A 26,514-nucleotide genomic window follows, 5' to 3' on the forward strand; every position below is an offset into this window, starting at 1 on the left:
GATAACGGAAGCCGCGCGCAACCGGAACCCACTTGACGGCGTCATCGTCCATCAGCGTGACTTCCTTGGTGCACTCGCGCGCGTGCACGCACTGTGTACCTGTCCGAATCGTACGTCCGATGAACCGAAGGAGGCCGGGATGAGACTGCTCCTCGTCGAGGACGACAACCACGTCGCCGCCGCGCTGTCCGCGGTCCTGGCGCGTCACGGTTTCGACGTCACTCACGCGCGTAGCGGCGAGGAGGCCCTCCAGGCGCTCGTCCCCGAGGGCAACGGCTTCGGCGTCGTCCTCCTCGACCTCGGCCTGCCCGACCAGGACGGTTACGAGGTATGCGGCAAGATCCGCAAGCGCACCAGCACCCCGGTGATCATGGTCACCGCGCGTTCGGACGTCCGTTCGCGTATTCATGGCCTCAACCTCGGTGCCGACGACTATGTAGTGAAGCCGTACGACACCGGAGAGCTGCTCGCCCGGATCCACGCCGTCAGCCGGCGCAACGTCCAGGAGGACACAGGGACGGGTGGTGACGGCGTGCTGCGCCTGGGCGCCGTACACATCGAACTGCACACGCGCCAGGTGAGCGTCGACGGTTCGGTAATCCAACTGACCCGCAAGGAGTTCGATCTTCTCGCGCTGCTGGCCCAGCGCCCCGGCGTGGTCTTCCGGCGGGAGCAGATCATCAGCGAGGTGTGGCGTACGAGTTGGGAGGGGACCGGGCGCACTCTTGAGGTGCATGTGGCGTCCCTGCGCGCAAAGCTGCGCATGCCGGCGCTGATCGAGACCGTACGCGGCGTCGGCTACCGACTCGTCGCCCCGGCCTCGTAGCGGGCAAGGGTGCGTACTCGTCTTCTCCCGCTGCTCATCGTGCTGATGGCGGCCGTCCTGCTTGCCCTCGGCGTACCGCTCGCGGTCAGCCTGGCCGCGGCCCAGCAGCAGAAGGTCGTCGTCGACCGCATCGACGACACCGCGTACTTCGCGGCCATCGCACGGCCCGCCGCCGACACGGCCACCTCCGGATCCCGCGACGAGCTGCGCATCCTCAGCCGGGAACTCGAGAGCTACTACGAGGTCTATGGCATCCGGGCCGGCGTCTTCCTGCCCAACGACACGCCTCTGGCCAACGGGCCGACCACATGGTTCCTGCCCGAGACCGGGGAGGAGCGCGACGCCTTCGAGGAGTCGCTGCTGAGCCGGCGCAGCCACGACCCCAAGCAGGTGTGGCCCTGGCAGCGCAACCGGCTCGTCATCGCCTCACCGGTCATCCGGGACGGTGACGTCGTCGCGGTCGTGGTCACCGACTCGCCCACCGGACAGATGCGTTCGCGGATCCTGCACGGCTGGCTGATCATCGGCGCGGGCCTCACGGCCGCGATGCTGGTGGCCGTCGGGGCAGCCCTCAGGCTGACCGGCTGGGTGCTCAAGCCGGTGCGCGTGCTGGACGTGACCACGCACGAGATCGCGAGCGGCCGCCTGAAGTCACGTGTCGCGGTCGCTAGCGGTCCGCCGGAACTTCGGCGGCTGGCCCGGTCGTTCAACGAGATGGCGGACAACGTCGAGGACGTGCTGGAGCAGCAGCGTGCCTTCGTCGCCGACGCCTCGCACCAGCTGCGCAACCCCCTCGCGGCGCTGCTGCTGCGCATCGAACTGCTCGCTTTCGAACTACCGGAGGGCAATGAGGAGATCGCCTCGGTGCAGGCCGAGGGAAAGCGCCTGGCGCAGGTCCTGGACGACCTGCTCGACCTGGCCCTCGCCGAGCACACCGCCGCCGACCTCCGGCTGACCGACGTCGGTGCGCTGACCGCCGAGCGCGTCGCGGCCTGGGCGCCGACCGCCGATGCCAAGGGCGTCCGGCTGGTGGGGACCTGCCCGCCCACCACCGCCTGGGCCGACCCGGTGGCGCTGTCCAGCGCGCTGGACGCGGTGATCGACAACGCGGTCAAGTTCACGCCCAAGGACGAGCGCGTCGAGGTGACCGTCACGTCCAACGGCAATACGTCCACCATCGAGGTCACCGACAACGGCCCCGGCCTCACCGACGAGGAACTCGCCCGCATCGGCGACCGCTTCTGGCGCAGCGGACGGCACCAGAACATCAAGGGCTCGGGCCTCGGCCTGTCGATCTCACGGGCGCTGCTCGCGGCGGGCGGCGGCTCGATCTCGTACGGCCCTCATGAGCCGCACGGACTGCGGGTGACGGTGGCGGTACCCAGGTCGGGGCCGACGCCTTAGTGGGGGCTGACCGGGGCCTTAGCGGGGCCGACGCCTTAGCGGGCCGACCGGGTCCGGTCCGGCTCTTCGACCGTTCCTGCGCCTCGGCAGAGCCCTACGGCTTCACCGAGCGGTAGTAGTTCCGAGCCCCGGCGTGCAGAGTCAGGGGATTGGTGTAGATCGCCGTGCGCACGTCGACGAGTTGCGCGGAGTGGACGTGGGCGCCGATGCCGTCCCGACTCTTGATCACCGTCCGGGTCAGCCATTCGGTGAGCCGGGGATCCATGTCCTTGCGGGTGATCAACAGGTTGGAGACGGCGATCGTGGGCACCGTGTCGCCGTTCTGGATGGTCGGGTAGGCCGACTCCGGCATGTTGGTCGCCCGGTAGAAGTGGGCCGCGTCGCCCTGTGCGTGCACCTTTGCGACGAGGTCGGCGTCGATCGGCACGAAGCGGAACGCGGAGGTCTCGGCGATCTGCTCCAGCCCGCCCGTGGGCACCCCGCCGGACCAGAAGAACGCGTCGAGCTCGTGCCCCAGCCGCTTGGGCCCGGTGTCGATGCCGTCCGACCTGGGCGTGATGTCCTTCGCCGGGTCGATGCCGGCGGCCTCCAGCACACGCGTGGCGATCAGTCGCACGCCGGAGTTCGGCAGCCCTATGGCCACCCGCTTGCCCTTGAGATCGGCGACGGAGCGGATGTCCGAGTCCGGCGGGACGACGAGCTGTACGTAGTCGTCGTACAGGCGGGCTACGCCGCGCAGCCGGTCCATGACGGGCTTCCCGTCGATCCGGTACGTGTCCACCGCGTCGGCGGCGGCGATCGTGAAGTCGGCCTTGCCGGTCGCCACACGCTCGACGTTCTCCTGGGAACCGGCGCTGGTCAGCAGCCGCACCTGGAGCTGCGGCATGTCCTTGGCCAGCTCCTCGCGCAGCAGCTCGCCGTACTCCTGGTAAACTCCCGCGCGCGTGCCCGTACTGAAAGTGATCGTCCCGCTCGGCGACTCCTCGCCGAGGGGCAGCAGCCACCACAGCAGCAACCCGAGGGTCACGAGCCCGGCCGCCGCGCCCTGCAGGGCCCGGCGCCTGCTGATGCGGGTGAGTGCCTTGGACATGTCCGCGATCCTGCCAGCAGGAACGCGGTGCTGACCAGGGCAGGGGTCACAGGCCGACGGTCCGCAGGGGGCTGCGACGGCAGGCGACCGGTAGCGATCGCCCTCCGCCACCGGCCCGCACCGGCCCCGTCAGCGGCGGTCGCATCCGCGGCCGGGACGGTCCGGCCCGGCCGTCGTACCCGACTGTCAGACCCCGCCGATAAAGTCGCCGCATGAGCTCCTCTCCCGCCAACCTGGTCCGTGAATTCCACCTCGCCTTCGGTCTCGACGCCCGCAGTACACCGACCGAGGTCTCCCCGGAACTCGCCGCCCACCGTGGGGAACTGCTCGCCGAGGAGGCCGCGGAGGTCGCCGAGGTGGCCGTCGCAGGTCCGCTCGACAAGCTTGCCCACGAGCTGGCCGACGTGGTCTACGTCGCGTACGGCACGGCCCTGGTCCACGGCATCGACCTCGACGCCGTCCTGGCCGAGATCCACCGGTCCAACATGACCAAGCTGGGCCCCGACGGCCGGGTCGCCCGCCGGGCCGACGGGAAGGTACTCAAGGGCGAGCACTACGAGGTACCGGACGTGTCGAGCGTGCTGCGCCGCCAGGGGTGGGGCGGCGACGGGGCCTGACCGGCCCGGCGAGGGACGGCCGGGCGCTCGGGGGCGGCCGTCTCGGACCGGGGCAACGGGCTTTCACGACCGCATACCCTTGTCCCATGAGCAGCAGCGACCGGAGCCAGGCAGTGGACGTGAAGACATACGAGGTGCGTACCTACGGGTGCCAGATGAACGTCCACGATTCCGAGCGATTGTCCGGGCTGCTCGAAGACGCCGGTTACGTACGCGCGCCCGAGGGCTCGGACGGCGACGCCGATGTCGTCGTCTTCAACACCTGCGCGGTCCGCGAGAACGCCGACAACAAGCTCTACGGCAACCTCGGTCACCTCGCCCCGATGAAGACCAAGCGGCCCGGGATGCAGATCGCGGTCGGCGGCTGCCTCGCGCAGAAGGACCGCGACACCATCGTGAAGCGGGCGCCCTGGGTGGACGTCGTCTTCGGCACGCACAACATCGGCAAGCTGCCCGTCCTGCTGGAACGCGCGCGCGTGCAGGAGGAGGCGCAGGTCGAGATCGCCGAGTCGCTGGAGGCGTTCCCGTCGACGCTGCCGACGCGGCGCGAGAGCGCCTACGCGGCCTGGGTGTCGATCTCCGTCGGCTGCAACAACACCTGCACCTTCTGTATCGTCCCGGCCCTGCGCGGCAAGGAGAAGGACCGCCGTCCCGGCGACATCCTCGCCGAGGTCGAGGCCCTGGTCGCCGAGGGCGTCAGCGAGATCACGCTGCTCGGCCAGAACGTCAACGCGTACGGCTCCGACATCGGCGACCGCGAGGCGTTCAGCAAGCTGCTGCGGGCCTGCGGGAACATCGACGGCCTGGAGCGCGTCCGCTTCACGTCGCCGCACCCGCGCGACTTCACCGACGACGTCATCGCCGCCATGGCCGAGACGCCGAACGTGATGCCGCAGCTGCACATGCCGCTCCAGTCCGGCTCGGACACGGTCCTGAAGGCGATGCGCCGCTCCTACCGTCAGGAGCGCTACCTGGGGATCATCGAGAAGGTCCGCGCCGCCATCCCGCACGCCGCGATCACGACCGACATCATCGTGGGCTTCCCCGGCGAGACGGAGGAGGACTTCAAGCAGACGCTGCACGTGGTCCGCGAGGCCCGTTTCGCGCAGGCGTTCACCTTCCAGTACTCCAAGCGCCCCGGCACCCCCGCGGCCACCATGGAGAACCAGATCCCCAAGGAGGTCGTCCAGGCGCGCTACGAGCGTCTCGTGGCCCTCCAGGAGGAGATCTCCTGGGAGGAGAACAAGAGGCAGGTCGGCCGCACCGTCGAGCTGATGGTCGCCGAGGGTGAGGGCCGCAAGGACGGCGCCACCCACCGCCTTTCCGGGCGCGCCCCCGACAACCGCCTGGTCCACTTCACCAAGCCGGAGCAGGAGGTCCGCCCCGGCGACGTGGTGACCGTCGAGATCACGTACGCCGCTCCGCACCACCTCCTGGCCGAGGGAGCCGTCCTGGGCGTGCGCCGCACGCGCGCGGGTGACGCCTGGGAGAAGCGCAACGCCGCCGAGGCCGCCAAGCCCGCGGGCGTGATGCTCGGTCTCCCGAAGATCGGTGTCCCGGCACCGCTGCCGGTGGCGACGGGCAGCGGCTGCGGCTGCGACTGAGGCGCTCACGGACCTCGGCCCGGCCGGCGTGCTCATCGAGGAGTGACACCCGGCCGACCCGCGGGGTTACCCTGCCGATCATGCTTGTCGCTGCCGCAGTCTGCCCCAGCCCGCCTCTCCTCGTCCCGCAGGTCGCCGCGGGCGCCGCACCCGAGCTGGACGCCGCGCGAGCGGCGTGCACGGACGCGCTCGGTGTCCTCGCAGCTGCCCGGCCCGATCTTCTCGTGGTCGTCGGACCCGCCGAGGAGAGCGGGCACGGGACGTACGCGGAAGGTACGCCGGGTTCGTTCCGGGGCTTCGGCGTGGACGTCGACGTACGACTGGGGGCGCAGGCTGCGGAGGAGCCGCGGCGTGCGCTGCCGACCTCGCTCGCTGTCGCGGCGTGGCTGCTGGAGCGGACCACCTGGTCGGACGCCCCGATCGAAGGTCTCGGTGTGGGGGAACCTCTCGAGGCCGAGCGGTGTATTGATATCGGAAGGGACATCGCCGCTCGAGCCGACCGGGTGGCGCTGCTGGTGATGGGCGACGCCAGTGCCTGCCGCACGCTCAAGGCTCCCGGCTACCTCGATGAGCGGGCGGCCCCGTTCGACGCGTCCGTCGCGCGTGCCCTCGGCGAGGCGGACGTGGCCGCACTCAAGGAGCTGGACGCCGAGCTTGCGCGCGAGCTGAAGGCCTCCGGCCGAGCCTCCTGGCAGGTCCTCGCGGGCGCTGCCGAGGAGGCGGGGCTTGGGGGCGCTTTGCTGTACGAGGACGCGCCGTATGGCGTCGGGTACTTGGTCGCGACCTGGTCGTAGCCGACGCCCACCTGGTCGTAGCGCACGTCGGCGCCACTCGCCAGGAACACACCGGCGCCGTCCTGAAACGGCGGACGGCCGGGAGCGGTCAAGCTCCGCGGCCGTCCGGCGATGTGCCGTTCAGGTGGTCGGCGGGGGCGCGTCCGGCGGCGGTGTGCTGCTGCCGGTCGCCGTGTCGTCGTCCTTGTGCGCGAGTCGGCCCATGGCACCCTTGGCCTTGCCCGTGCCCGTGTGGATCTTGTCGCTGTACTTGCCCTTGGTCCGATGGTCGACGGCCCTAGCGGCCTTGTCGAGGCCGTGATGGACCTGCTCCTCGTGCCGCTGTGCGAAGTCGGAGACCTTGTCCTTGGCCGGGGCGAGTTTGGCTTTCAAATTGTGCATCAGACCCATGCTTCACCTTCCCGCGCGGGGCAGTTACGTGCGGGCGCCCTCGCCGGCCTCACTGTCGGCCGCCTCGTCGGCGGACTGCTGCTTCGGGATCTCGACGCCGTCGTCGGTGTCGGCATCGGCCTCGGCGGCCTCCGCCGCCGTCGAGGCCGCGTCCTCGGCCTTGGTTTCGGCCGGCTCCTTCGCCTCCGCCGCCTCTTCCACCGTCGGCTCGGCCGTTGGTGTGTCGGCCTGAGCCTCGGCGGTTGACGCCTCGTCCGTGGCCTTCGACCTCCGGAAAAGTCGTGCGAAAACGCCCATATCCACTCCATACGTTACTCGTGCGGGCGAAATCCCGCGTCGTCCGGTGCGTCCGTTTGCGCCCCCGGGTCGCCGCCTCCTCGAAACCGGCGGCGAAAACCTCGCAACAGGCAACGACCCCGCGCGTGTGCCGTCACGTAACTCGTTCGAGGCCACCCCGTGGGGTTTGCGAGACTGGGGCGGTGAGTAGCGCACCCCTCGCCCCCCGTGTCATCGCCGTAGTCGGACCCACCGCGGCCGGAAAGTCCGATCTGGGCGTCTTTCTCGCCCAGCAGCTCGGGGGTGAGGTCGTCAACGCCGACTCCATGCAGCTCTACCGAGGGATGGACATCGGCACCGCCAAGCTGACGCCCGAGGAGCGCGCGGGCGTGCCGCACCACCTCCTGGACATCTGGGACGTCACCGTCACGGCGTCCGTCGCCGAGTACCAGCGGCTCGCGCGGGAGCGGATCGACGCACTGCTCGCCGAGGGGCGCTGGCCGATCCTGGTCGGCGGCTCGGGGCTGTACGTCCGTGGTGCCGTCGACAACCTGGAGTTCCCCGGCACCGACCCCGAGGTCAGGGCCCGGCTCGAGGAGGAGCTCGCGCTGCGCGGATCCGGCGCACTGCACGCCCGCCTCGCCGCCGCCGACCCCGAGGCCGCGCAGGCGATCCTGCCCAGCAACGGCCGCCGTATCGTCCGGGCTCTCGAGGTGATCGAGATCACCGGCCAGCCCTTCACGGCCAACCTCCCCGGCCATGACTCGATCTACGACACGGTCCAGATCGGCGTCGACGTGGCCCGCCCCGAGCTGGACGAGCGCATCGCGCGCCGGGTCGACCGGATGTGGGACGCCGGGCTCGTGGACGAGGTCCGCGAGCTGGAGGCGCAGGGGTTGCGCGAGGGGCGTACGGCTTCGCGCGCGCTCGGCTACCAGCAGGTCCTCGCGGCGCTCGCCGGGGAGTGCACGCTGGAAGAAGCGCGGAACGAGACCGTACGTGCCACCAAGCGCTTCGCGCGCCGCCAGGATTCATGGTTCAGACGCGACCCGCGGGTGCACTGGCTGAGTGGGGCTGCGGCAGATCTCACAGAACTTCCGCATCTCGCACTGGCGTTGGTCGAACGACCGGTTACAGCCTGATCACGTGATTGCATCGGGACGCTCCGGCCGTCATCCCGGCCTCCGGCGCCGTGCCATCATCGAGCTTCGATCGACCAAGTGAAGTCCGAGTTGGGAGGGCGCGTGGCGATGGAGGCCGGCCCTCGCGACACCGCACAAGGCACCGAGAACGTCACCGCCGACCGGGACGAACCGGAGCGGGACGGCGACCGCCTGAGCCCGGACCTGGACGACGAGCCCGAGGGCGGCGTCACCGACGACGGCCCCGAGCCCGAGGAGATGTACGCCGGCGGCCCGGAGGTCGAGGTCGAGCTGCGCCCGCAGCGCCGACTGCGGATCTGGCAGCTCGCGCCCATCGTGTCCCTGGCCGCGGTCGGCTCCCTGATGTTCGCGTTCCCGCTGGCCTTCGACTTCGGCGACAGCGGGGCCGTGATCGCCATGCTGGGGCTCCTGATCTGCTCCTGCGCGGCCGGCTGGGGCATGATGGCCGCCCGCCGCGTCGGCTACACCTGGCCGGGGCTGCCGCAGCGGGGCTCCGGGCGCAGACCTGACTGGCGGTTCGTGATCGCGTATGCCCTGGTCGTCGCCGCGATCGTCGTTCTGGCCGTGTGGCGAGTGGCTCGCCTGCGCTGACTCGGTCGCCGGACAGGCTCGCTTTTCGGCTCTGTCATAGCGGCACCGTACGATCGAGGAATGAGCACGCGGATCGCCTTCCTCAAGGGTCACGGCACCGAGAACGACTTCGTGATCGTCCCGGACCCCGAGAACGCCGTCGACCTGCCCCCGACCGCCGTCGCCGCCCTGTGCGACCGCCGCGCGGGCATCGGTGGTGACGGACTGCTGCACGTCGTGCGGTCCGCGGCGCACCCCGAGGCCAAGGACATGGCGGCCGAGGCCGAGTGGTTCATGGACTACCGCAACGGCGACGGCTCGATCGCGGAGATGTGCGGCAACGGCGTGCGCGTCTTCGCGCGCTACCTCCAGCGCGCGGGACACGTCACCGAGGGGGATCTCGCCGTCGCCACCCGCGGGGGCGTGAAGACCGTGCACATCGCCAAGGACGGTGACGTGACGGTCGGTATGGGCAAGGCGCTGCTCCCCGAAGGGGACGTCACGGTCAGCGTCGGTGAGCGCAGCTGGCCCGCGCGGAACGTGAACATGGGCAACCCGCACGCGGTCGCTTTCGTGGACGACCTCGCGCACGCCGGCGACCTGTTCTCCCCGCCGCCGTTCAGCCCGGCCTCGGCCTACCCGGACGGCGTCAACGTCGAGTTCGTCGTCGACCGGGCGCCCCGGCACGTCGCGCTGCGCGTGCACGAGCGCGGTGCCGGCGAGACCCGATCGTGCGGCACGGGCGCGTGCGCCGTCGCCGTGGCCGCCGCGCGGCGGGACGGAGCCGACCCGGCGGTCACCGGCGCCCCCGTGACGTACACCGTCGATGTGCCCGGCGGCACCCTGGTGATCACCGAGCGAACCGATGGCGAGATCGAGATGACCGGCCCCGCGGTGATCGTGGCCGAAGGTGAGATCGACGCGGAGTGGCTGGAAACATTCGCTCGTTGAGCGGCTCCCTGACTCGACATCAGGGCCGCAAAGGCCGGCCGTGGCCCGAGTTTATGGGCGAGGGGATCCCGGGTGTGTTCGAGATCACGAACGATTGCTGGCCGTATGGCGCAAAAACGTAAACCCATCAACCCTCGCTCGAATGGGTGATCCGTTTCACGCTCGGCGAGAGGCGGTCAGTCGCACGTGATGGGCTCGGTAGCATCAAGCACCGGCCCGGACGGGGGAGATGTTGTCGTCCCCTGAGCCGTGTCCGCCATGGGGCACCCCGTTCGCCGGTCCACGCAGCCGGAGGTGCCCATGAGTGCGGAGGCCACGAATCCCGCGACGCCAGGCCCGGTAGCAGGCGCTGTGACGCCTGCCGTGCCACGCAGGAAGGCCCGCGCACGCATCGACCTGCGCCGCCTCGGCCGGGCTGCGCTGCTCGGCCCCGCCTCACGCGGCCGGCTGCCCGACGCGATCGGCCATGTCGTCGACGCCCACCGGGCCCACCACCCCGACGCCGACCTCGAACACCTGCGCCGCGCCTATGTGCTGGCGGAGTCCTCGCACCGCGGCCAGATGCGCAAGAGCGGCGAGCCGTACATCACGCACCCGCTCGCGGTGACCCTGATCCTTGCCGAACTCGGCGCCGAGACCACGACCTTGACGGCGTCGCTGCTCCACGACACCGTCGAGGACACCGACGTGACGCTCGATCAGGTCGGCGAGCAGTTCGGCGCGGAGGTCCGCTTCCTCGTCGACGGCGTGACCAAGCTGGAGAAGGTCGACTACGGCGCCGCCGCCGAGCCCGAGACCTTTCGCAAGATGCTCGTCGCGACCGGCAACGACGTCCGCGTGATGTCGATCAAACTCGCCGACCGGCTGCACAACATGCGCACCCTCGGAGTGATGCGCCCCGAGAAACAGGCCCGCATCGCCAAGGTGACCCGAGACGTCCTCATCCCGCTCGCCGAGCGGCTCGGCGTCCAGGCACTCAAGACGGAACTGGAAGACCTGGTCTTCGCGATCCTGCACCCCGAGGAGTACGAGCACACACGGGAGTTGATCGTCGGCAATGTCGCGCGCGCCGACGATCCGCTCGCGGAGATGGCCGACGAGATGCGCAGGGTTCTGCGTGAGGCCGACATCCAGGCGGAAGTCCTCATCAGGCCACGGCACTTCGTCTCCGTGCATCGGGTGTCCCGCAAGCGCGGCCGGCTGCGCGGCTCAGACTTCGGGCGGCTGCTGGTCCTGGTGAACGAGGACGCGGACTGTTACGGCGTCCTGGGTGAGCTGCACACCTGTATGACGCCGGTCGTCTCGGAGTTCAAGGACTTCATCGCCGTCCCCAAGTTCAACCTGTACCAGTCGCTGCACACGGCCGTCGCCCGCGCGGACGGCCAGGTCGCCGAAGTCCTCATCCGGACCCACCAGATGCACAAGGTCGCCGAGGCCGGTGTCGTGGCGCTAGGCAATCCCTACGCTCACCCTTCGGAGGAGCAGGCCGCGTCGAGTGACGGCGAGCGCGCCGACCCCACGCGCCCCGGCTGGCTGTCCCGCCTCCTCGACTGGCAGGAGGCCGCCCCGGACCCGGACACCTTCTGGTCCACGCTGCGCGAGGACCTCGCCCAGGACCGTGAGATCACCGTTTTCCGGCCCGACGGCGGCACCCTCGGTCTGCCCGAGGGCGCGACCTGTGTGGACGCCGCGTACGCCCAGTACGGCGAGGACGCGCACGCGTGCATCGGCGCCCGCGTCAACGGCCGTCTGGCGACCCTCAGCACGGTGCTGCGGGACGGCGACACCGTCCAGCTCCTCATGGGCCAGGATCCGGCCTCGGAGCCCTCCAGGGAGTGGCTGGAGCACGCACACACGGCCGCCGCGCGGATCGCCATCCAGCGGTGGCTGGCCACCCATCCCCAGCAGAGTGAGGCCGCCGAGGAGCCTGTGACGCAGTTCCGGTCCGCGGTCGAGGAATCGGGGAGCCCGTCGGCCGACGCGGACGGTCCAGCCGTACGTTTGGCCGCCGAGGGGCCGCTCGGGCGACCCGCCGCCAGTGTCCTCGTCGACCGGCCCGGCGCGACCGTACGCCTCGCCGGTTGCTGCACGCCCGTACCGCCCGACGAGGTCACCGGGTTCTCCGTGCGCGGGGGAGTGGTGACGGTTCATCGCGTCGAGTGCGCCGCGGTGGCACGCATGAAGAGCGCCGGGCGCGCGGAGGTCGACGTGCGCTGGGGCGACACCACCGAGTGCCGGGTCACCCTGGTCGCCGAATCGTTCGTTCGCCCGCACCTCCTGGCGGACCTCACCGAAGCCATGGCCCTGGAGGGCGCGGAGATCGTCTCGGCGACTGTCGAACCCCCGACCCAGCAGCGCGTACGCCACACGTACACGGTCCAACTGCCGGACGCGGCGCTGCTGCCGGGACTCATGCGGGCGATGCGGAACGTGGCGGGCGTGTACGACGTGACGAGGGCGCAGCCGCAGACGCAGGGGGCGTAAGGGGCGCGCGGGGGTGCGCCAGGGGGCGGTGGATGTCAGGTTTCACCCCGGGGCGTCCCTCCGGCAGTCGTTCACCGGCCGTTCCCGTGGCAATCCCCAAAGGCTTGCACCCGCTTGACATACCCGTTCGAGTGGGCCGGTCGCGCGGCGTCAACGCCGCGCACGCGCGCGCTGATAGCCGTGGTGCATGCTGCTCACCCCCCGCACCGAGGCTCAGCGACCACTTCCTGGCGCTCCTCGCACCCGTCCCGGATCCCCGAGGCGACGCAAGGCGCTCGCGCTGTTCGCCGCAACCGCCTCCTTCGGTCTCCTCGCCGCCAGCGCCCCCGTCACCCCCCTTGGCATCGGCGACCGCCTCTTCCCGAACCTGGGCAACCCCGGCTACGACGTGGCGTCGTACGACCTGTCCTTCCGCTACTCCGGCTCCAACGACAAGCCCCTCCAGGCCGTCACCACGATCGATGCGTGGACGACCAAGGACCTGGACCGCGTCAACCTGGACTTCGCCCACGGAAAGGTCGAGTCCGTCGAGGTCGACGGGGAGCCGGCGACGTTCCGCAGCGCCGGAGAGGATCTCGTCGTCACGCCCGAGGAGCCGTTGTCCGACGGCAGCTGGACGCAGATCACCGTGCGGCACACCAGCGATCCCGTGTATGGGAAGGGCCGGGACGGCGGGTGGGTGCAGACCTCGGACGGCCTCGCGATGGCCAACCAGGCCGATGCCGCCCACGTCGTGTTCCCGTGCAACGACCACCCGTCCGACAAGGCCATGTTCACCATCCGGGTCACCGCACCCAAGGGCTACACGGCCGTCGCCAACGGCCTGCCGACCGGCGTGGACAGCGCGGGCAGCGCGACGACCTGGACGTACCGCACCCGGCACCCCATGGCCACCGAGCTCGCCCAGGTGTCCATCGGCCGCTCCACGGTGGTGCACCGCACCGGCCCGCACGGGCTGCCCCTACGGGACGTCGTGCCCACCAAGGACCGCAAGCAGCTCGAACCGTGGCTGAAGAAGACCCCCGGCCAGATCTCCTGGATGGAGAGCAAGATCGGGCGGTACCCCCTCGAGACGTACGGCCTGCTCATGGCCGACGCCGCCACCGGCTTCGAACTCGAGACCCAGACGCTCTCCCTCTTCGAGCGAGACCTCTTCACCCAGTCCGCCTACCCGAAGTGGTACATCGAGTCGATCATGGTGCACGAGCTGGCGCACCAGTGGTTCGGCGACAGCGTCAGCCCGCGCACCTGGTCCGACCTGTGGCTCAGCGAAGGGCACGCCACTTGGTACGAGGCCCTGTACGCGGCGGAGAAGGCAGGCAGGCCGATGGAGGCACGTATGAAGGCCGCCTACGCCGCGTCCGACCGCTGGCGCACGGCCGGCGGACCGCCCGCGGCACCCAAGGCGGCAGCCGCCGGCAAGAAGAACGGCATCTTCAGGCCGAACGTCTATGACGGCGCGGCCCTGGTCCTGTACGCCCTTCGTCAGGAGATCGGCGCCCCGGCCTTCGAGCGCCTGGAGCGCGCGTGGGTGAAGCGTCACAAGGACCGTTCCGCTTCCACCGCGGACTTCGTCGCGCTCGCGGAGGACATCTCCGGACACCAGCTCGACGGCTTCATGCACTCCTGGCTGTACGGCAAGAAGACCCCGCCGATGCCCGGGCAGCCGGAGTGGAAGTCCGCGGACCCCGAGCAGGCGGCGAAGAAGGCGGCCTCCGGGAAGGCGGCCGAGAAATCCGGCGCCGGGAATGCGGCCAAGAAGGCAGGCCCCAAGAAGGCGGCCGATAAATAAGGCGGTGACGAGACGTGCCGTGCCGTGCGACCATTTTCCGGTCGGCACGGCATGACACGGCACACGGGAATCTCCCGAGGCGCTCGTGCGTTGTGAGCAGTGACGGACAGTTTTCGGGTGTCACGGACTCGGTCCGGGAAGCCACTGTCACTGCCACCGTCGCCGCATGCGGATTCCCATCGACGTAAGGACCCAATGACCTCCTCTTCTTCCCCTTCCCAGGACACGCAGCGCGCCGCGCACACTTATCCCGAAGGTCTTCGGGCCGATGCCCTGATGGAAGAGGACGTCGCCTGGAGCCACGAGATCGACGGAGAGCGGGACGGCGAACAGTTCGACCGCTCCGACCGCGCGGCTCTACGCCGTGTGGCGGGCCTCTCCACCGAGCTCGAGGACGTCACCGAGGTCGAGTACCGCCAGCTCCGTCTGGAGCGGGTCGTGCTCGTCGGTGTCTGGACCTCGGGGACCGTGCAGGACGCGGACAACTCCCTCGCGGAGCTCGCCGCCCTCGCGGAGACCGCGGGCGCGCTGGTGCTCGACGGCGTGATCCAGCGCCGTGACAAGCCCGACGCGGCCACCTACATCGGCTCCGGCAAGGCCGAGGAGCTGCGGGACATCGTGCTGGAAACCGGCGCCGACACCGTCATCTGCGACGGTGAGCTCAGCCCGGGCCAGCTCATCCACCTCGAAGACGTCGTCAAGGTCAAGGTCATCGACCGTACGGCCCTGATCCTCGACATCTTCGCCCAGCACGCCAAGTCCCGAGAGGGCAAGGCGCAGGTCGCGCTCGCGCAGATGCAGTACATGCTGCCGAGGCTGCGCGGCTGGGGTCAGTCGCTGTCCCGTCAGATGGGCGGCGGCAAGGGCGGCGGACTCGCCACCCGTGGTCCCGGTGAGACCAAGATCGAGACGGACCGGCGACGGATCCGCGAGAAGATGGCGAAGATGCGCCGTGAGATCGCGGAGATGAAGACCGGCCGCGACATCCAGCGCCAGGTACGCCGGCGCAACAAGGTGCCGTCGGTCGCCATCGCGGGCTACACCAACGCGGGCAAGTCCTCGCTGCTCAACCGCCTCACGGGCGCGGGCGTGCTGGTCGAGAACGCCCTGTTCGCGACCCTCGACCCGACCGTGCGCCGGGCCGAGACCCCGGGCGGACGGCTCTACACGCTGGCCGACACCGTCGGCTTCGTACGACACCTGCCGCACCACCTGGTCGAGGCGTTCCGCTCCACGATGGAGGAGGTCGGCGATTCCGACCTGATCCTGCATGTGGTGGACGGTTCGCACCCGAACCCGGAGGAGCAGCTGGCCGCCGTGCGCGAGGTGATCAGGGACGTCGGCGCCACCGGCGTACCGGAGATCGTCGTGATCAACAAGGCGGACGCGGCCGACCCGCTGACGCTGCAGCGGCTGCTGCGGATCGAGACGCGTTCGATCGCGGTCTCGGCTCGCACCGGCCAGGGCATCGACGAGCTGCTCGCGCTGATCGACAACGAGCTGCCCCGCCCGTCCGTCGAGATCGAGGCACTCGTGCCGTACACGCACGGCAAGCTGATCGCCCGCGCCCACACCGAGGGCGAGGTGATCTCCGAGGAGCACACCCCGGAGGGCACGCTGCTCAAGGCGCGGGTGCACGAGGAGCTGGCGGCGGATCTCGCGCCGTACGTTCCGGCGCCGACCGCCTGAGCCGTCGTAAGCCGACCGCCACAGCCGCTGTGGAGCAGCGGCTCTGGTCAACCTGGCAACGCCGAAGGCCCGCCCCCTGTTGCAGGGGAGCGGGCCTTCGGTCGTGTCCGTACGTGCGCGTCACCGACCGCCGTACGTCCTGCTCATGTGCTGGTACACCGCCTCGGCGCCGGCGCCCAGCTGCGGGCCCGCGAGCCAGGTGTTGTCCTCAGGGCCGATCGAGGTGTTGGACACCAGCTTGGTCTCGCCGTTCACGACACGGATCCAGCCGCCGCCCGACGAACCGCCGGTCATGGTGCAGCCGATGCGGTACATCGTCGGCAGCGCCGGGCTGAGCGAGAACCGGCCGGGCTGGTCGAGGCACTTGAACATCTGCAGACCGTTGTACGGAGGCGCCGCCGGGTAGCCCCAGGCGCCCATCGTGCCGGCCTCCGTCGCCGCCGGGGCCGAGAAGTCCACGTCGAGTGCGGCGCCGACCGTCTCCTCGAGCGACTTGGAGCCCTGCTCCGGCTTCACATGCAGCACCGAGTAGTCGTACGCGGCACCCGCGCCGCCCGTCTCCGATCCACCCTGGATCCACTCGTTCGAGGTTGAGACCCAGTCGGCCCACCAGTTGCCGTACGGGGCGACCTCCGCAGGCGTGGCATTGCCAAGCTGCGCCTCGGACTTGCCGAGGTCGTTGTAGGACGGGACGAAGACGAGGTTGCGGTACCAGCCGCCGTTGCCACCGGCGTGCACGCAGTGACCGGCCGTCCAGACCAGGTTGGACTTGCCGGGGTGGTTGACGTCCTTGACGACCGTGCCGGAGCAGACGGCAGGGCCGTCGGGGGAGTCGAAGAAGACCTTGCCGACCGGGGCCGCGTTGTCGTGGTACGGCGTCTTCTCGGCCGTGGCCTGGACGGGCGCCGGCTCCGGGTCGCTCACGCCCTGGTCGGCCGAGGCGTCCTGCGTGGTGACCGTCTTGTTGGCCTCCCTCGCGGACTGCATCCGCTCAGGCTTCCAGAGGCCCTCGATCACCGGGTTGACGAAGTCCTTGGCCTCGCTGAGCCACTTGTCCTTGTCCCAGTCCTTCCAGCCGCCGCTGGTCCACTTGTCGACATCGATACCGTGCTTCTCGAGCTTGTCCGCGATGTCGGCCGGGATCTGGATCTTGCCGTCGCTGTCGCCGTCGCCGAGACCGGCGGCCTGGGACGCGGCAGCATCGGCCTGATCGCTCGCCGCGTCCTCCGCCGAGCCGTCACAGGCGGTCGCAGTGAGCGCCAGGACGGCCACGAAGCCGGTGGCGGCCAGGACGGAGCGCCGTCCTCTGCGTGGAGCTGCGGACGTATGTGTGGAACGCATGGTTCGGTAACCCCCGTTGGAACGTGCTGTGTCGTGATGCCTGACGACAGGTACGGGTCACGAGGGTCCGTGCACGCTCTCGTGCGAACCCTCGGACGCGACACCCCACTATGCCCGTGGAGTTGAGGGCGAACGGCGGTGAGGCGGTGAAGGTTTCTTCCCGCCGCCCCGCCGCCCCGCCGCCCCGCCGCCGTCGGTGCCTACGGTGCCGTCACTCCCGACCTCTGGCCGACATCACTGACCGGTGAACTTGTCGCTCACCCTGTCGAAGATGCCCTTGGCCTCCTTGCCCAGCCGCGGACCCGCCAGCCAGCCCGAATCCACCGGGCCGATGGAGGTGTTGGACACGAGCGCCGGCTTGCCGTCCGAGCCCGTCGCGACCCAACCGCCACCGGACGAACCGCCGGTCATGGTGCAGCCGATGCGGTACATCGTCGGGTCCGACGCACGGAGCGACAGCCGGCCCGGCTTGTCCTGGCACTGGTACAGCTTCTCGCCGTCGAACGGCGCAGCGGCCGGATAGCCGATCGCCTTGATGCTGTCCACCTTGGGGACGGCCGGAGCGTTGAAGTCCACCGGCAGGGCCGAACCGACCATCTCCTCCAGAGATTTGCCGTTGCTGCCCTCCTCCGGCTTCACATGCAGCACCGCGAAGTCGTACGAGGCGCCGTCCCCGCCCGTCGCACCGCCCTGCGCGATCCACTGGTCCGAGGTCTGTGCCCAGTCGGCCCACCAGACGCCGAACGGAGCGACCTGCTCCCGCGTTGCGCCCTTGCGCTCCGTGGCCGACATGTCGTCGTTGTTGTACGACGGCACGAACGCGATGTTGCGGTACCAGCCGCCGCTCTTGCCCGCGTGCACGCAGTGGCCGGCCGTCCACACCATATTGGACTTGCCGGGGTTGGCGGGGTCCTGCACGACTGTCGCCGAGCAGACCATCGTGCCCTCGGGGGAGTCGAAGAACACCTTGCCCGCTTCGGGCGCGTTGGCGTGGTATGCGGGCGGCACGGCCTGAGCGTCCACGGGCTCCGGCGTCGGGTCGGTCACACCCTGGTCACCGGAAAGGTCACTTTCGTCGACGCCCCGGTCCGGGTCCTGGGCGTCCCGCATACGGTCCGGGTCCCACAAGCCCTCGATGATCGGGTTGATGTAGTCCTGGGCCTCGCGGAGCCAGTCGTCCCGGTCCCACTTCTTCCAGGCGCCGTCCTTCCACTTGTCGATGTCGATCCCGTGGTCTTTGAGCTTGTCCTTGATGTCGTCCGGGATCGTGATCTCGCCTTCACCCCCGGCCGCAGCGGACGCGGTGGCATCGCCGCCCGCCTCGGCGTCGCCCGAGTCGCAGGCCGTGACGGTGAGGGCCAGCGCAGCGGCGAGCGCGACTATCGGCAGCGGGGAGGTTCTGCGGCGCGTGCTCCGCCCTCGGCGAGCGGTGAACGACGGCCGTATCGATCGCATGATCTGACTCCCCCTGGGGTGACGGTACTTGGCGCCGCGGCCGTGAACTTCCGCTGATCATTCGCTGGTCCGGCGGGGTGTCACGGCGCGTTGGGACGGCACCACACACTATGCGCTCGCTGTGGGGGACTTCCGACGGAACGGCAACGGTTCCGTCACGGCAAGGATCTTGAAGCAACCCGTAACCCGGGGAACGGTCCGCGGTTGGTAGCCGTGGGGACCTGCTGTCTGTGTGGCGGTCCCCTGTGCCCAGTTCCCCGGAGTTTCGAGTGGACGCTCGCGGGGCTTCGTATGTCGGGTCGGGCGAGGATGCGACACACCTGCTCGCCCTGGACAGCGGGAGGACAGGGAGCCATGGCCGTGACCGAATCTGTGCGCGAGGGTACGTCCGACTCGGCGGGGACATCCGCCGTGCACGAGGGGATCCTGCGGCGCCAGTCGGCGCGCGAGTCGTCGGCGCGCACCTACGCTCGCGCCCTGCCGATCGTGCCGGTGCGGGCGCGCGGGCTGACCATCGAGGGGGCGGACGGCCGCCGTTACCTGGACTGCCTCTCCGGCGCCGGGACGCTGGCGCTCGGACACAACCACCCGGTGGTCCTGCAAGCCATCCGCAAGGTCCTGGACTCGGGGGCACCACTGCACGTCCTCGACCTGGCCACGCCTGTCAAGGATGCCTTCATCACCGAGTTGTTCCGTACCCTGCCACCCGGTCTCGCCGACCACGCGCGCGTGCAGTTCTGCGGACCGGCCGGGACCGATGCGGTGGAGGCCGCCTTCAAGCTCGTCCGGGCCGCGACCGGACGGACCGGGATGCTCGCCTTCAGCGGCGCCTACCACGGGATGACCGCCGGAGCGCTCGAAGCGTCCGGGGGCGCCTTCGACGTACGGGTCGCGCGCCTGCCGTATCCCCAGGACTACCGCTGCCCCTTCGGTGTCGGCGGCGAACAGGGCGCCGAACTCGCCGCCCGCTGGACCGAGTCCGTCCTCGACGACCCGAAGTCGGGCGTGCCGCGTCCCGCCGGGATGATCCTCGAACCGGTCCAGGGTGAGGGCGGAGTGATCCCCGCCCCTGGCGGGTGGCTGCGGCGTATGAGGCAGATCACCGCCGACCGTTCCATCCCGCTGATCGCCGACGAGGTCCAGACAGGAGTCGGCCGCACTGGTTCCTTCTGGGCCGTAGAGCACAGCGGCGTCACCCCCGACGTCATGGTCCTCTCCAAGGCCATCGGCGGCAGCCTGCCTCTGGCCGTCATCGTCTACCGCGACGAACTCGACGCCTGGCAACCCGGTGCTCACGCCGGCACGTTCCGCGGCAACCAGCTCGCCATGGCCGCCGGCACAGCGACACTCGCCTACGTCCGCGAGAACCGACTTGCCGAGCGCGCCGCCGAACTGGGTTCGTGGATGCTGCAGCAACTCCAACGACTTGCCTCGGAGTTCGCTTGCATCGGGGATGTGCGGGGGCGGGGGCTGATGATCGGGGTCGAGGTGGTGGAGCCACACGGCGAATCCCCGGGGGACGAGGGCCGGTCGGCGATCCTGGCTGCGGTTGAGGGGAGTGGCGTGGCCGGGCGTGAGCCACGGGGGCTGGCTGCTCTCGAAGGACACGGGGGTGGCGTTGGCCAGGCCGAGGTGAGTGCTTCGGTTCAAGCGGCTGCGCCGAACGGTCTCGGCTGGGCTGGTGGTGGGGCAGGCGGTCTCGCGGGCCTCGGCCCTTCCCGGAGCGCGGGTGGCTCCCCGGAGGGTGTCGCCCTTGGCAGCGAAGGAGCAAGGGCGGAAGTACTCCGGGACGCCGACCACCATCCGCGTCCCGCCGCCCCCGAACTCGCCGCCGCCATCCAACAGGAGTGCCTGCGCCGTGGCCTGATCGTCGAACTCGGCGGCCGCCACTCCAGCGTCGTACGGCTCCTGCCGCCCCTGACCATCAGCGACGAGCAGGCGGCCGCTGTGCTGGACCGGTTGGCCGACGCAGTGGAAGCGGTGTCCCGCGGTCGCGCCGGTCGTACCGGCCGCAGTGGTTCCACCGGTCACGCCGGTCACACCGGCCGGGATCGGGCGCATCAGCCGCACTCGGGGCACCGGCAGCACGGTGACCGGGGCGACCGCGCCGGGTAGCGCGGCAGGGGTTGTGCGCACGCCGCCTTCTTCCATGTCCCGTGCCCCCTCGACACGGTGACCCTCGACTGCCCCACTCCCGAGCGCCCCGTCATTTCCTGTCGGAATCTCGCCCCCACCTGACACACCCCCCAACCGCACCCTTTTGGAAACGCGCCCCTTCCAGGCCACGCCCACCCTCAGCGCAAGAACACGGCCGTCGCCGCACAGCCGGAACCACTTCAAGAGGACCAGCCTTGACCACCACCCCCGCATCCGACGGCCGCACCGATACCGGCCGGCGAGGTTCCTCCGACCTACCGCTCTCCCCGCAAGTGCCGCCCGCGTCGCACGTGGGAGACGCCTGGCAGGAAGGCGTCGCACCACAGGAACGCGTGCCGACGCAGGGAGGGGCTGCGGACGCCGATTGGCTGCAGGGCGACGACACCTCTGACCTTCTTGAGCATCCCGACCCGCACATCGCAGCCCAGGCCGCCGCAGTGGAGAACCTGCTCCGCTGCTGGGTGCGCGAGACGAATCTCCCGGCACCCGACACGGGGGTCCTCCGGATCCCCTTGCCTGCCACTGGCACAGCTCTGCTGGTCCCCGTCGGCTACTGGTCCCCTACGGGGTTGCACCGGTTCGGCTTCCCACACCTGGCAGACGCGCCCGCCCCTCAGCCACCGACGGATGCGGTCACCCTCGCCGCGCTGCTTGCCAGGGAGACGCTCGGGGGAGGGAACCCTGAGGCCGTGGCTTCCGGCGCCGGCATGGCGGTGCCTTTCGCCGCGCCATTGGACTCTGCCGTAGCCCTGACCTCCGCACCACCCTTTGCCTCCGTCCCACCCTTTGCCTTTGCTGCACCTCTGATCTCCGCCGCGCCTTCGACCTCCCGCGTATTCCCGACCTCCTCCGTACCGCCGACCGAACCCGCATCCGGGCGCCCTTCCTCTCCAGTCCCCACAGCCCTGACCGGCCCCGCGATTTCCGCCGCGACTGACCTCGGTGCCCGTGTCGCCGACTCTGTCCGGCGAACCGTCACCTTCATCAGTGAGCGTCGCGAAAATCCCGCCGACACCCCTGACCTGTTTCTCGCGGCCGAACAGGCGCTCCTGCTCGGACACCCTCTCCACCCGACGCCCAAGAGCCGCGAGGGCCTCTCCGAGACTGAAGCGCACCGGTACTCACCCGAGTTGCGTGGCTCCTTTCCTTTGAATTGGCTGGCTGTCGCTCCCTCCCTGCTGGCCGCCGACTCGGCCTGGACCGAACGCGGCCGTGTTGTCCCCGCCGCCCAGCTCACCTCCCGACTCGCCGGCTCTGAGCTGTCGTTGCCCGACGGCTATGCGGCCCTGCCCCTGCACCCTTGGCAGCTGCGCGAGGTCCGCCACCGCTCCGAGACCGCGGCGCTGCTCGATGCCGGGCTGCTCCAGGAACTCGGCATCCGCGGCGCGTCGTGGCACCCCACCTCCTCCGTACGAACCGTCTACAGATCCGGTGCCCCCGCCATGCTCAAGCTTTCGCTGGGCCTGCGGATCACCAACTCCCGCCGTGAGAACCTCCGCAAGGAACTGCACCGCGGCGTCGAGGTCCACCGACTTCTGCGCAGCGGCCTCGCCACGCATTGGCGAACCGAGCACCCAGGCTTTGACATCGTTCGGGACCCGGCATGGCTGGCTGTCGATGGACCGGGTGGCGTCCCAGTGGCCGGTCTCGACGTGATGATCCGGCACAACCCGTTCCGGCCTTCCGATGACGTTTCATGCGTCGCCGGACTCGTTTCGCCCCGCTCGTGCGCAGAACGTGGCACCGTCACAGTCCGACCCCGGTCGGGCGCGGAGCCGCTGCGGTCCCGTTTGGCCGAGCTGGTCACGCGTCTCGCCGTTCGAACAGGCCGCTCTCGTGAGGCCGTTGCCGCCGAGTGGTTCCTGCGTTACCTCGAGCAGACCATCCGTCCGGTGCTGTGGCTGGACTCGGAGGCCGGAGTGGCCCTGGAAGCACACCAGCAGAACACCCTGCTCGTACTGGACGCTGACGGCTGGCCTTCGGGCGGCCGGTACCGCGACAACCAGGGTTACTACTTCCGCGAGTCCCGGCGCGCGGAACTCGATGCTCGGTTGCCCGGTATCGGTGAGCACAGCGACACCTTCGTCTCGGACGAAGTCACCGACGAGCGCTTCGCGTACTACCTCGCGATCAACAACGTGTTCGGCCTCATCGGAGCATTCGGCTCCCAGCGTCTCGCCGACGAGCGACTGCTGCTCGCTGCCTTCCGCCGCTTCCTCGGCGAAGTGGCCTCCGGTCCCTGTCGGCTCCACACCGCACTACCTGCGCACCTGCTCGACTCACCGGTTCTGCGTTGCAAGGCCAACCTGCTGACCCGGCTGCACGGCCTAGATGAACTCGTCGGCCCGGTCGACACCCAGTCCGTCTACGTCTCCATCGCCAACCCCCTGCATTCCTGACCATTCGTCCTGCCCTTGCCCTTGACAACTCACCTCGTCGCCGGCCCTTCGCCACACCGCACTTCTGAGCCAGGCCTCACCCCCGATCACGGTCCCCTCCATCGCTCGGCTTCTGCACTCCCGACATCGCCTCCGGCTGTCACCAACACCTTTCATCCCTGAGGAACATGCCCTACCCCACCTCCTGAGAGGAGCGTCGCCGTGCCTCCCACCGACGCGAGTGCCGACGCCGGTACTGACCCCGTCAGCGACATCGTGACCGCCATGAGCCTGGGTGCTCGTGGTGGCCGTATCGCCCAGGCGGGCTTGAGCGCAGACAGCGAGGACACGCTGGACATGCGCTTGCCCGACGAGATCGTCGCTCTCTTCGCGGAGGAGCCCGGTGCCGCCGGGGAGCAGAGCTCAGGAGCCGACTCGGTCCCATTCGCCTCGGATCCAGATCTCCCGGACGCCGACGACCTGCTTGACCACGTTGGCGAGTGGGGGCCGATCAGCACATCTGCGGGAGTGCTTCACCTGGTCCCCGTGCGGATCGAACGAGACCTTTCGATCATCGACCGGTGGATGAACGACCCCGCCATCGCCGCGTTCTGGGGGCTGGCCGGGCCTCCGAACGCGACCGAGGAGCACCTGCGGGCCCATCTCTCCGGTGACGGACGCAGCGTTCCGTGCCTGGGCCTGCTTGGCGGCACCCCGATCAGCTATTGGGAGCTCTACCGCGCGGACCTCGACCCGCTCGCCCGGCATTACCCGGCCCGACCCCACGACACCGGCCTCCATCTCCTTATCGGTGCCGTCGGCGACCGCGGGCGAGGACTCGGGGGCACTCTCCTCCGAGCCGTCGCCGACCTCGTCCTCGACAAGCGGCATGCCTGCGCTCGCATCGTCGCCGAACCCGACATTCGCAACACCCCTTCCGTCGCCGCCTTCCTGAGCGCCGGTTTTCGGTTCTCCGCCGAGATCGAACTGCCCGCCAAGCGGGCTGCCCTCATGGTGAGAGACCGGAGCCTGTGCCATATGCTGTGACGCCGTGTTGCAGCGCCATCACAATTGGTACACCGGTCGGGTCGATCTGGTTCCCACTCGGCTCTGCCTCGCGGACGAACCGTCGGCGCACTCGGAGACACGGATCAGTGTCACGGTCCGATTGGCTGCGGGATTCCCGCCTGGCGGACCAGCTCCCAACCCGGGGCGCGGCCGAGAGACCCCGCCGTAGCCGATCGGCCCGGTCGCCCGGGGGCGCAATCGAATCGCCCGGTCGCAAACGAATCGCCCCGGTCGGAACCGAACCACCCTGACCACGCCCGAACCGACGACACCGCCACACGCAAGCACCTGAGCCCAATCGAACCAACCCCACACCCACCCGAACCGATACGATCTAGATCGAAGTGGTCCGGGTCTTGATCCCGCCTTCCGTCACCACCGTGATCGCCCGGTTGTCAGTGCCTGGCCGTAGGGTGGTCACGCTATGACGAAGCCCCCACTCCCCGAACTCCTGCACGCTGCCGTCACTGCCGTCGGCGGTACGGAGCGCCCCGGCCAGGTGACCATGGCCGAATCCGTCGCGGAGGCGATCGACGGCGGTTCCCATCTGCTGGTTCAGGCCGGCACCGGCACCGGAAAGTCGCTCGGCTACCTTGTGCCCGCGCTCGCGCAGGGGGAGCGCGTCGTCGTGGCGACGGCCACGCTGGCTCTGCAGCGCCAACTCGTGGAGCGGGACCTGCCGCGCACGGTCGACGCCCTGCACCCGCTGCTGCGTCGTCGCCCCGAGTTCGCGATGCTCAAGGGCAGGTCGAACTACCTTTGCCTGCACCGGTTGCACGAGGGCGTTCCGCAGGATGAGGACGAAGGCCTCTTCGACCAGTTCGAGGCGGCCGCGCCGACCAGCAAGCTGGGGCAGGACCTATTGCGGTTGCGCGACTGGTCGGACGGGACGGAGACGGGTGATCGCGACGATCTGACACCCGGTGTGTCCGACCGGGCCTGGGGTCAGGTGTCGGTGTCGTCGCGGGAGTGCCTGGGCGCTTCGAAGTGTGCGTACGGCGCCGAGTGCTTCGCCGAGATGGCCCGTGAGCGAGCCAAGCTCTCGGAGGTCGTGGTCACCAATCACGCGCTGCTCGCGATCGACGCCATCGAGGGCGCCCCCGTCCTTCCTCAGCACGAGGTCCTGATCGTCGACGAGGCGCACGAGCTGGTCTCCCGGGTCACTGGAGTCGCCACCGGCGAGCTCACACCCGGCCAGGTCAACCGTGCGGTGCGCCGCGCCGCGAAGCTTGCCAACGAGAAGGCCGCCGACCAGCTCCAGACCGCCGCCGAGGGCTTCGAGCGGCTGATGGAGCTGGCCCTGCCGGGCCGCCTGGAGGAGATCCCGGAAGACCTGGCCTACGCCCTCATGGCGTTGCGGGACGCCTGTCGTACCGTCATCTCCGCGATCGGCTCGACCCGCGACAAGTCCGTGCTGGACGAGGACGCGGTCCGCAAGCAGGCGTTGGCCTCGGTCGAGTCCGTGCACGACGTCGCGGAGCGCATCACGAACGGCTCCGAGTGGGACGTCGTCTGGTACGAGCGTCACGACCGCTTTGGCGCATCCCTGCGTGTGGCCCCGATGTCCGTGTCGGGCCTGCTGCGGGAGAAGCTCTTCGCGGACCGTTCCGTCGTCCTGACCTCCGCGACCCTGAAGCTTGGCGGCGACTTCAACGGCGTCGGTGCCTCCCTGGGCCTCGCTCCCGAGGGCACGGAAGGCGATGACCTTCCGCAGTGGAAGGGAGTGGATGTCGGCTCGCCCTTCGAGTACCGCAAGCAGGGCATTCTGTATGTCGCCAAGCACCTGTCGCGCCCCGCGCGGGACGGCGACCGCGTGGACATGCTCGACGAGCTGACCGAACTGATCCAGGCGGCCGGCGGTCGCACGCTGGGCCTGTTCTCCTCGATGCGGGCCGCCCAGCTGGCCGCGGAAGAGCTTCGCTCCCGCATCCCCGAGTTCCCGATCCTCCTGCAGGGCGAGGAGACGCTCGGCGAACTGATCAAGAACTTCGCGGCCGACCCGCAGACCTGCCTCTTCGGCACGCTGTCCCTCTGGCAGGGCGTCGATGTACCCGGCCCCAGCTGTCAGCTGGTCGTCATAGACAAGATCCCGTTCCCTCGCCCGGACGACCCGCTGATGAGCGCGCGCCAGAAGGCTGTGGAGGACGCCGGAGGCAACGGCTTCATGGCGGTCGCCGCCACTCACGCCGCGCTGCTGATGGCCCAGGGCGCCGGCCGCCTCGTGCGGGCATCGGGGGACCGCGGCGTGGTCGCCGTTCTTGACCAGCGGCTGGCCACGGCCCGGTACGGGAGCTACCTGAAGGCGTCACTGCCCGACTTTTGGTACACGACGGACCGTAATCAGGTTCGAAAGTCGCTGGCCGCGATCGATGCGGTGGCCAAGAAGGCTGAGGCAGAAAAGCAGCCGCAGTGATGGCGAAACAGCCATGGTGAGGAGCGGGGGTTAGCCTGTCGCGCGCCGCGAC

20 protein-coding genes are annotated in these 26,514 nt (G+C 69.9%); 15 read left to right on the forward strand and 5 right to left on the reverse strand.

From position 1 onward, the window contains the following. Nucleotides 1-139: 139 nt before the first annotated feature. Complete coding sequence (locus ACWGDB_RS36955; RefSeq protein ID WP_453826468.1) at nt 140-826, forward strand: response regulator transcription factor; 687 nt, start codon at nt 140-142, stop codon at nt 824-826. A 9-nt stretch (nt 827-835) separates the two neighbouring features. Beyond that, nucleotides 836-2,230: an ATP-binding protein gene (locus ACWGDB_RS36960; protein ID WP_453826469.1), complete on the forward strand. Its 1,395-nt coding sequence runs from the start codon at nt 836-838 to the stop codon at nt 2,228-2,230. 94 nt (nt 2,231-2,324) lie between these two features. On the opposite strand, the gene ACWGDB_RS36965 is transcribed toward ACWGDB_RS36960, so the two are convergent. Continuing rightward, a complete protein-coding gene (locus ACWGDB_RS36965) occupies nt 2,325-3,320 on the reverse strand; it encodes a TAXI family TRAP transporter solute-binding subunit (RefSeq protein ID WP_383604830.1) in 996 nt (331 codons plus the stop codon). 212 nt (nt 3,321-3,532) lie between these two features. On the opposite strand from ACWGDB_RS36965, the gene ACWGDB_RS36970 reads away from it, so the two are divergent. The 3 genes from ACWGDB_RS36970 to ACWGDB_RS36980 all read left to right on the forward strand — a co-directional run bounded on the left by ACWGDB_RS36970 (nt 3,533) and on the right by ACWGDB_RS36980 (nt 6,335). Continuing rightward, nucleotides 3,533-3,937, forward strand: coding sequence for a pyrophosphohydrolase domain-containing protein (locus tag ACWGDB_RS36970; RefSeq protein ID WP_453826470.1), 405 nt, complete (start codon nt 3,533-3,535; stop codon nt 3,935-3,937). A gap of 86 nt (nt 3,938-4,023) precedes the next feature. Then, nucleotides 4,024-5,541 (forward strand): tRNA (N6-isopentenyl adenosine(37)-C2)-methylthiotransferase MiaB, encoded by a 1,518-nt coding sequence (miaB, locus tag ACWGDB_RS36975; RefSeq protein ID WP_453826471.1) that lies wholly within the window; start codon nt 4,024-4,026, stop codon nt 5,539-5,541. A gap of 80 nt (nt 5,542-5,621) precedes the next feature. Next, on the forward strand, nt 5,622-6,335 hold the full coding sequence (locus ACWGDB_RS36980) for a class III extradiol dioxygenase subunit B-like domain-containing protein (RefSeq protein WP_453826472.1): 714 nt from the start codon (nt 5,622-5,624) through the stop codon (nt 6,333-6,335). Nucleotides 6,336-6,455: 120 nt separating this feature from the next. On the opposite strand, the gene ACWGDB_RS36985 is transcribed toward ACWGDB_RS36980, so the two are convergent. Both ACWGDB_RS36985 and ACWGDB_RS36990 read right to left on the reverse strand, forming a co-directional pair. Then, nucleotides 6,456-6,725 (reverse strand): antitoxin, encoded by a 270-nt coding sequence (locus ACWGDB_RS36985; protein WP_453826473.1) that lies wholly within the window; start codon nt 6,723-6,725, stop codon nt 6,456-6,458. 24 nt (nt 6,726-6,749) lie between these two features. Continuing rightward, nucleotides 6,750-7,022: a hypothetical protein gene (locus ACWGDB_RS36990; RefSeq protein ID WP_453826474.1), complete on the reverse strand. Its 273-nt coding sequence runs from the start codon at nt 7,020-7,022 to the stop codon at nt 6,750-6,752. Between the two features lie 182 nt (nt 7,023-7,204). On the opposite strand from ACWGDB_RS36990, the gene miaA reads away from it, so the two are divergent. From miaA to hflX, 6 genes are all read left to right on the forward strand, one after another. Further along, complete coding sequence (miaA, locus tag ACWGDB_RS36995) at nt 7,205-8,143, forward strand: tRNA (adenosine(37)-N6)-dimethylallyltransferase MiaA (RefSeq protein ID WP_453826475.1); 939 nt, start codon at nt 7,205-7,207, stop codon at nt 8,141-8,143. A 108-nt stretch (nt 8,144-8,251) separates the two neighbouring features. Further along, the gene (locus tag ACWGDB_RS37000; protein WP_383631376.1) at nt 8,252-8,755 is read left to right on the forward strand and encodes a hypothetical protein; all 504 of its coding nucleotides are present in this window, start codon (nt 8,252-8,254) and stop codon (nt 8,753-8,755) included. Between the two features lie 60 nt (nt 8,756-8,815). Beyond that, complete coding sequence (gene dapF, locus ACWGDB_RS37005; protein ID WP_453826476.1) at nt 8,816-9,685, forward strand: diaminopimelate epimerase; 870 nt, start codon at nt 8,816-8,818, stop codon at nt 9,683-9,685. Nucleotides 9,686-9,985: 300 nt separating this feature from the next. Beyond that, nucleotides 9,986-12,169, forward strand: coding sequence for a RelA/SpoT family protein (locus ACWGDB_RS37010; RefSeq protein ID WP_453826477.1), 2,184 nt, complete (start codon nt 9,986-9,988; stop codon nt 12,167-12,169). Nucleotides 12,170-12,356: 187 nt separating this feature from the next. After that, complete coding sequence (locus tag ACWGDB_RS37015; protein WP_453826478.1) at nt 12,357-13,961, forward strand: M1 family metallopeptidase; 1,605 nt, start codon at nt 12,357-12,359, stop codon at nt 13,959-13,961. 195 nt (nt 13,962-14,156) lie between these two features. After that, nucleotides 14,157-15,650 carry a GTPase HflX gene (gene hflX / locus ACWGDB_RS37020; protein ID WP_453826479.1) on the forward strand — a complete coding sequence of 498 codons (1,494 nt, stop codon included), beginning with the start codon at nt 14,157-14,159 and terminating at the stop codon, nt 15,648-15,650. A 120-nt stretch (nt 15,651-15,770) separates the two neighbouring features. Here the strand turns inward: hflX and ACWGDB_RS37025 are convergent, their stop codons facing one another. Together ACWGDB_RS37025 and ACWGDB_RS37030 are read right to left on the reverse strand one after the other, a co-directional pair. Beyond that, complete coding sequence (locus tag ACWGDB_RS37025; protein ID WP_453826480.1) at nt 15,771-16,991, reverse strand: trypsin-like serine peptidase; 1,221 nt, start codon at nt 16,989-16,991, stop codon at nt 15,771-15,773. Between the two features lie 234 nt (nt 16,992-17,225). After that, nucleotides 17,226-18,446, reverse strand: coding sequence for a trypsin-like serine peptidase (locus ACWGDB_RS37030; RefSeq protein WP_453826481.1), 1,221 nt, complete (start codon nt 18,444-18,446; stop codon nt 17,226-17,228). A 354-nt stretch (nt 18,447-18,800) separates the two neighbouring features. On the opposite strand from ACWGDB_RS37030, the gene ACWGDB_RS37035 reads away from it, so the two are divergent. From ACWGDB_RS37035 to ACWGDB_RS37050, 4 genes are all read left to right on the forward strand, one after another. Then, on the forward strand, nt 18,801-20,561 hold the full coding sequence (locus ACWGDB_RS37035; RefSeq protein WP_453826482.1) for a diaminobutyrate--2-oxoglutarate transaminase family protein: 1,761 nt from the start codon (nt 18,801-18,803) through the stop codon (nt 20,559-20,561). Nucleotides 20,562-20,797: 236 nt separating this feature from the next. Continuing rightward, nucleotides 20,798-23,002, forward strand: coding sequence for an IucA/IucC family protein (locus tag ACWGDB_RS37040; RefSeq protein ID WP_453826483.1), 2,205 nt, complete (start codon nt 20,798-20,800; stop codon nt 23,000-23,002). Nucleotides 23,003-23,203: 201 nt separating this feature from the next. Continuing rightward, nucleotides 23,204-24,028 (forward strand): GNAT family N-acetyltransferase, encoded by an 825-nt coding sequence (locus ACWGDB_RS37045; RefSeq protein ID WP_453826484.1) that lies wholly within the window; start codon nt 23,204-23,206, stop codon nt 24,026-24,028. Between the two features lie 445 nt (nt 24,029-24,473). Next, on the forward strand, nt 24,474-26,462 hold the full coding sequence (locus ACWGDB_RS37050; RefSeq protein WP_453826485.1) for an ATP-dependent DNA helicase: 1,989 nt from the start codon (nt 24,474-24,476) through the stop codon (nt 26,460-26,462). Nucleotides 26,463-26,514 lie beyond the last annotated feature (52 nt).

This window comes from Streptomyces sp. NPDC055013, assembly GCF_053608645.1.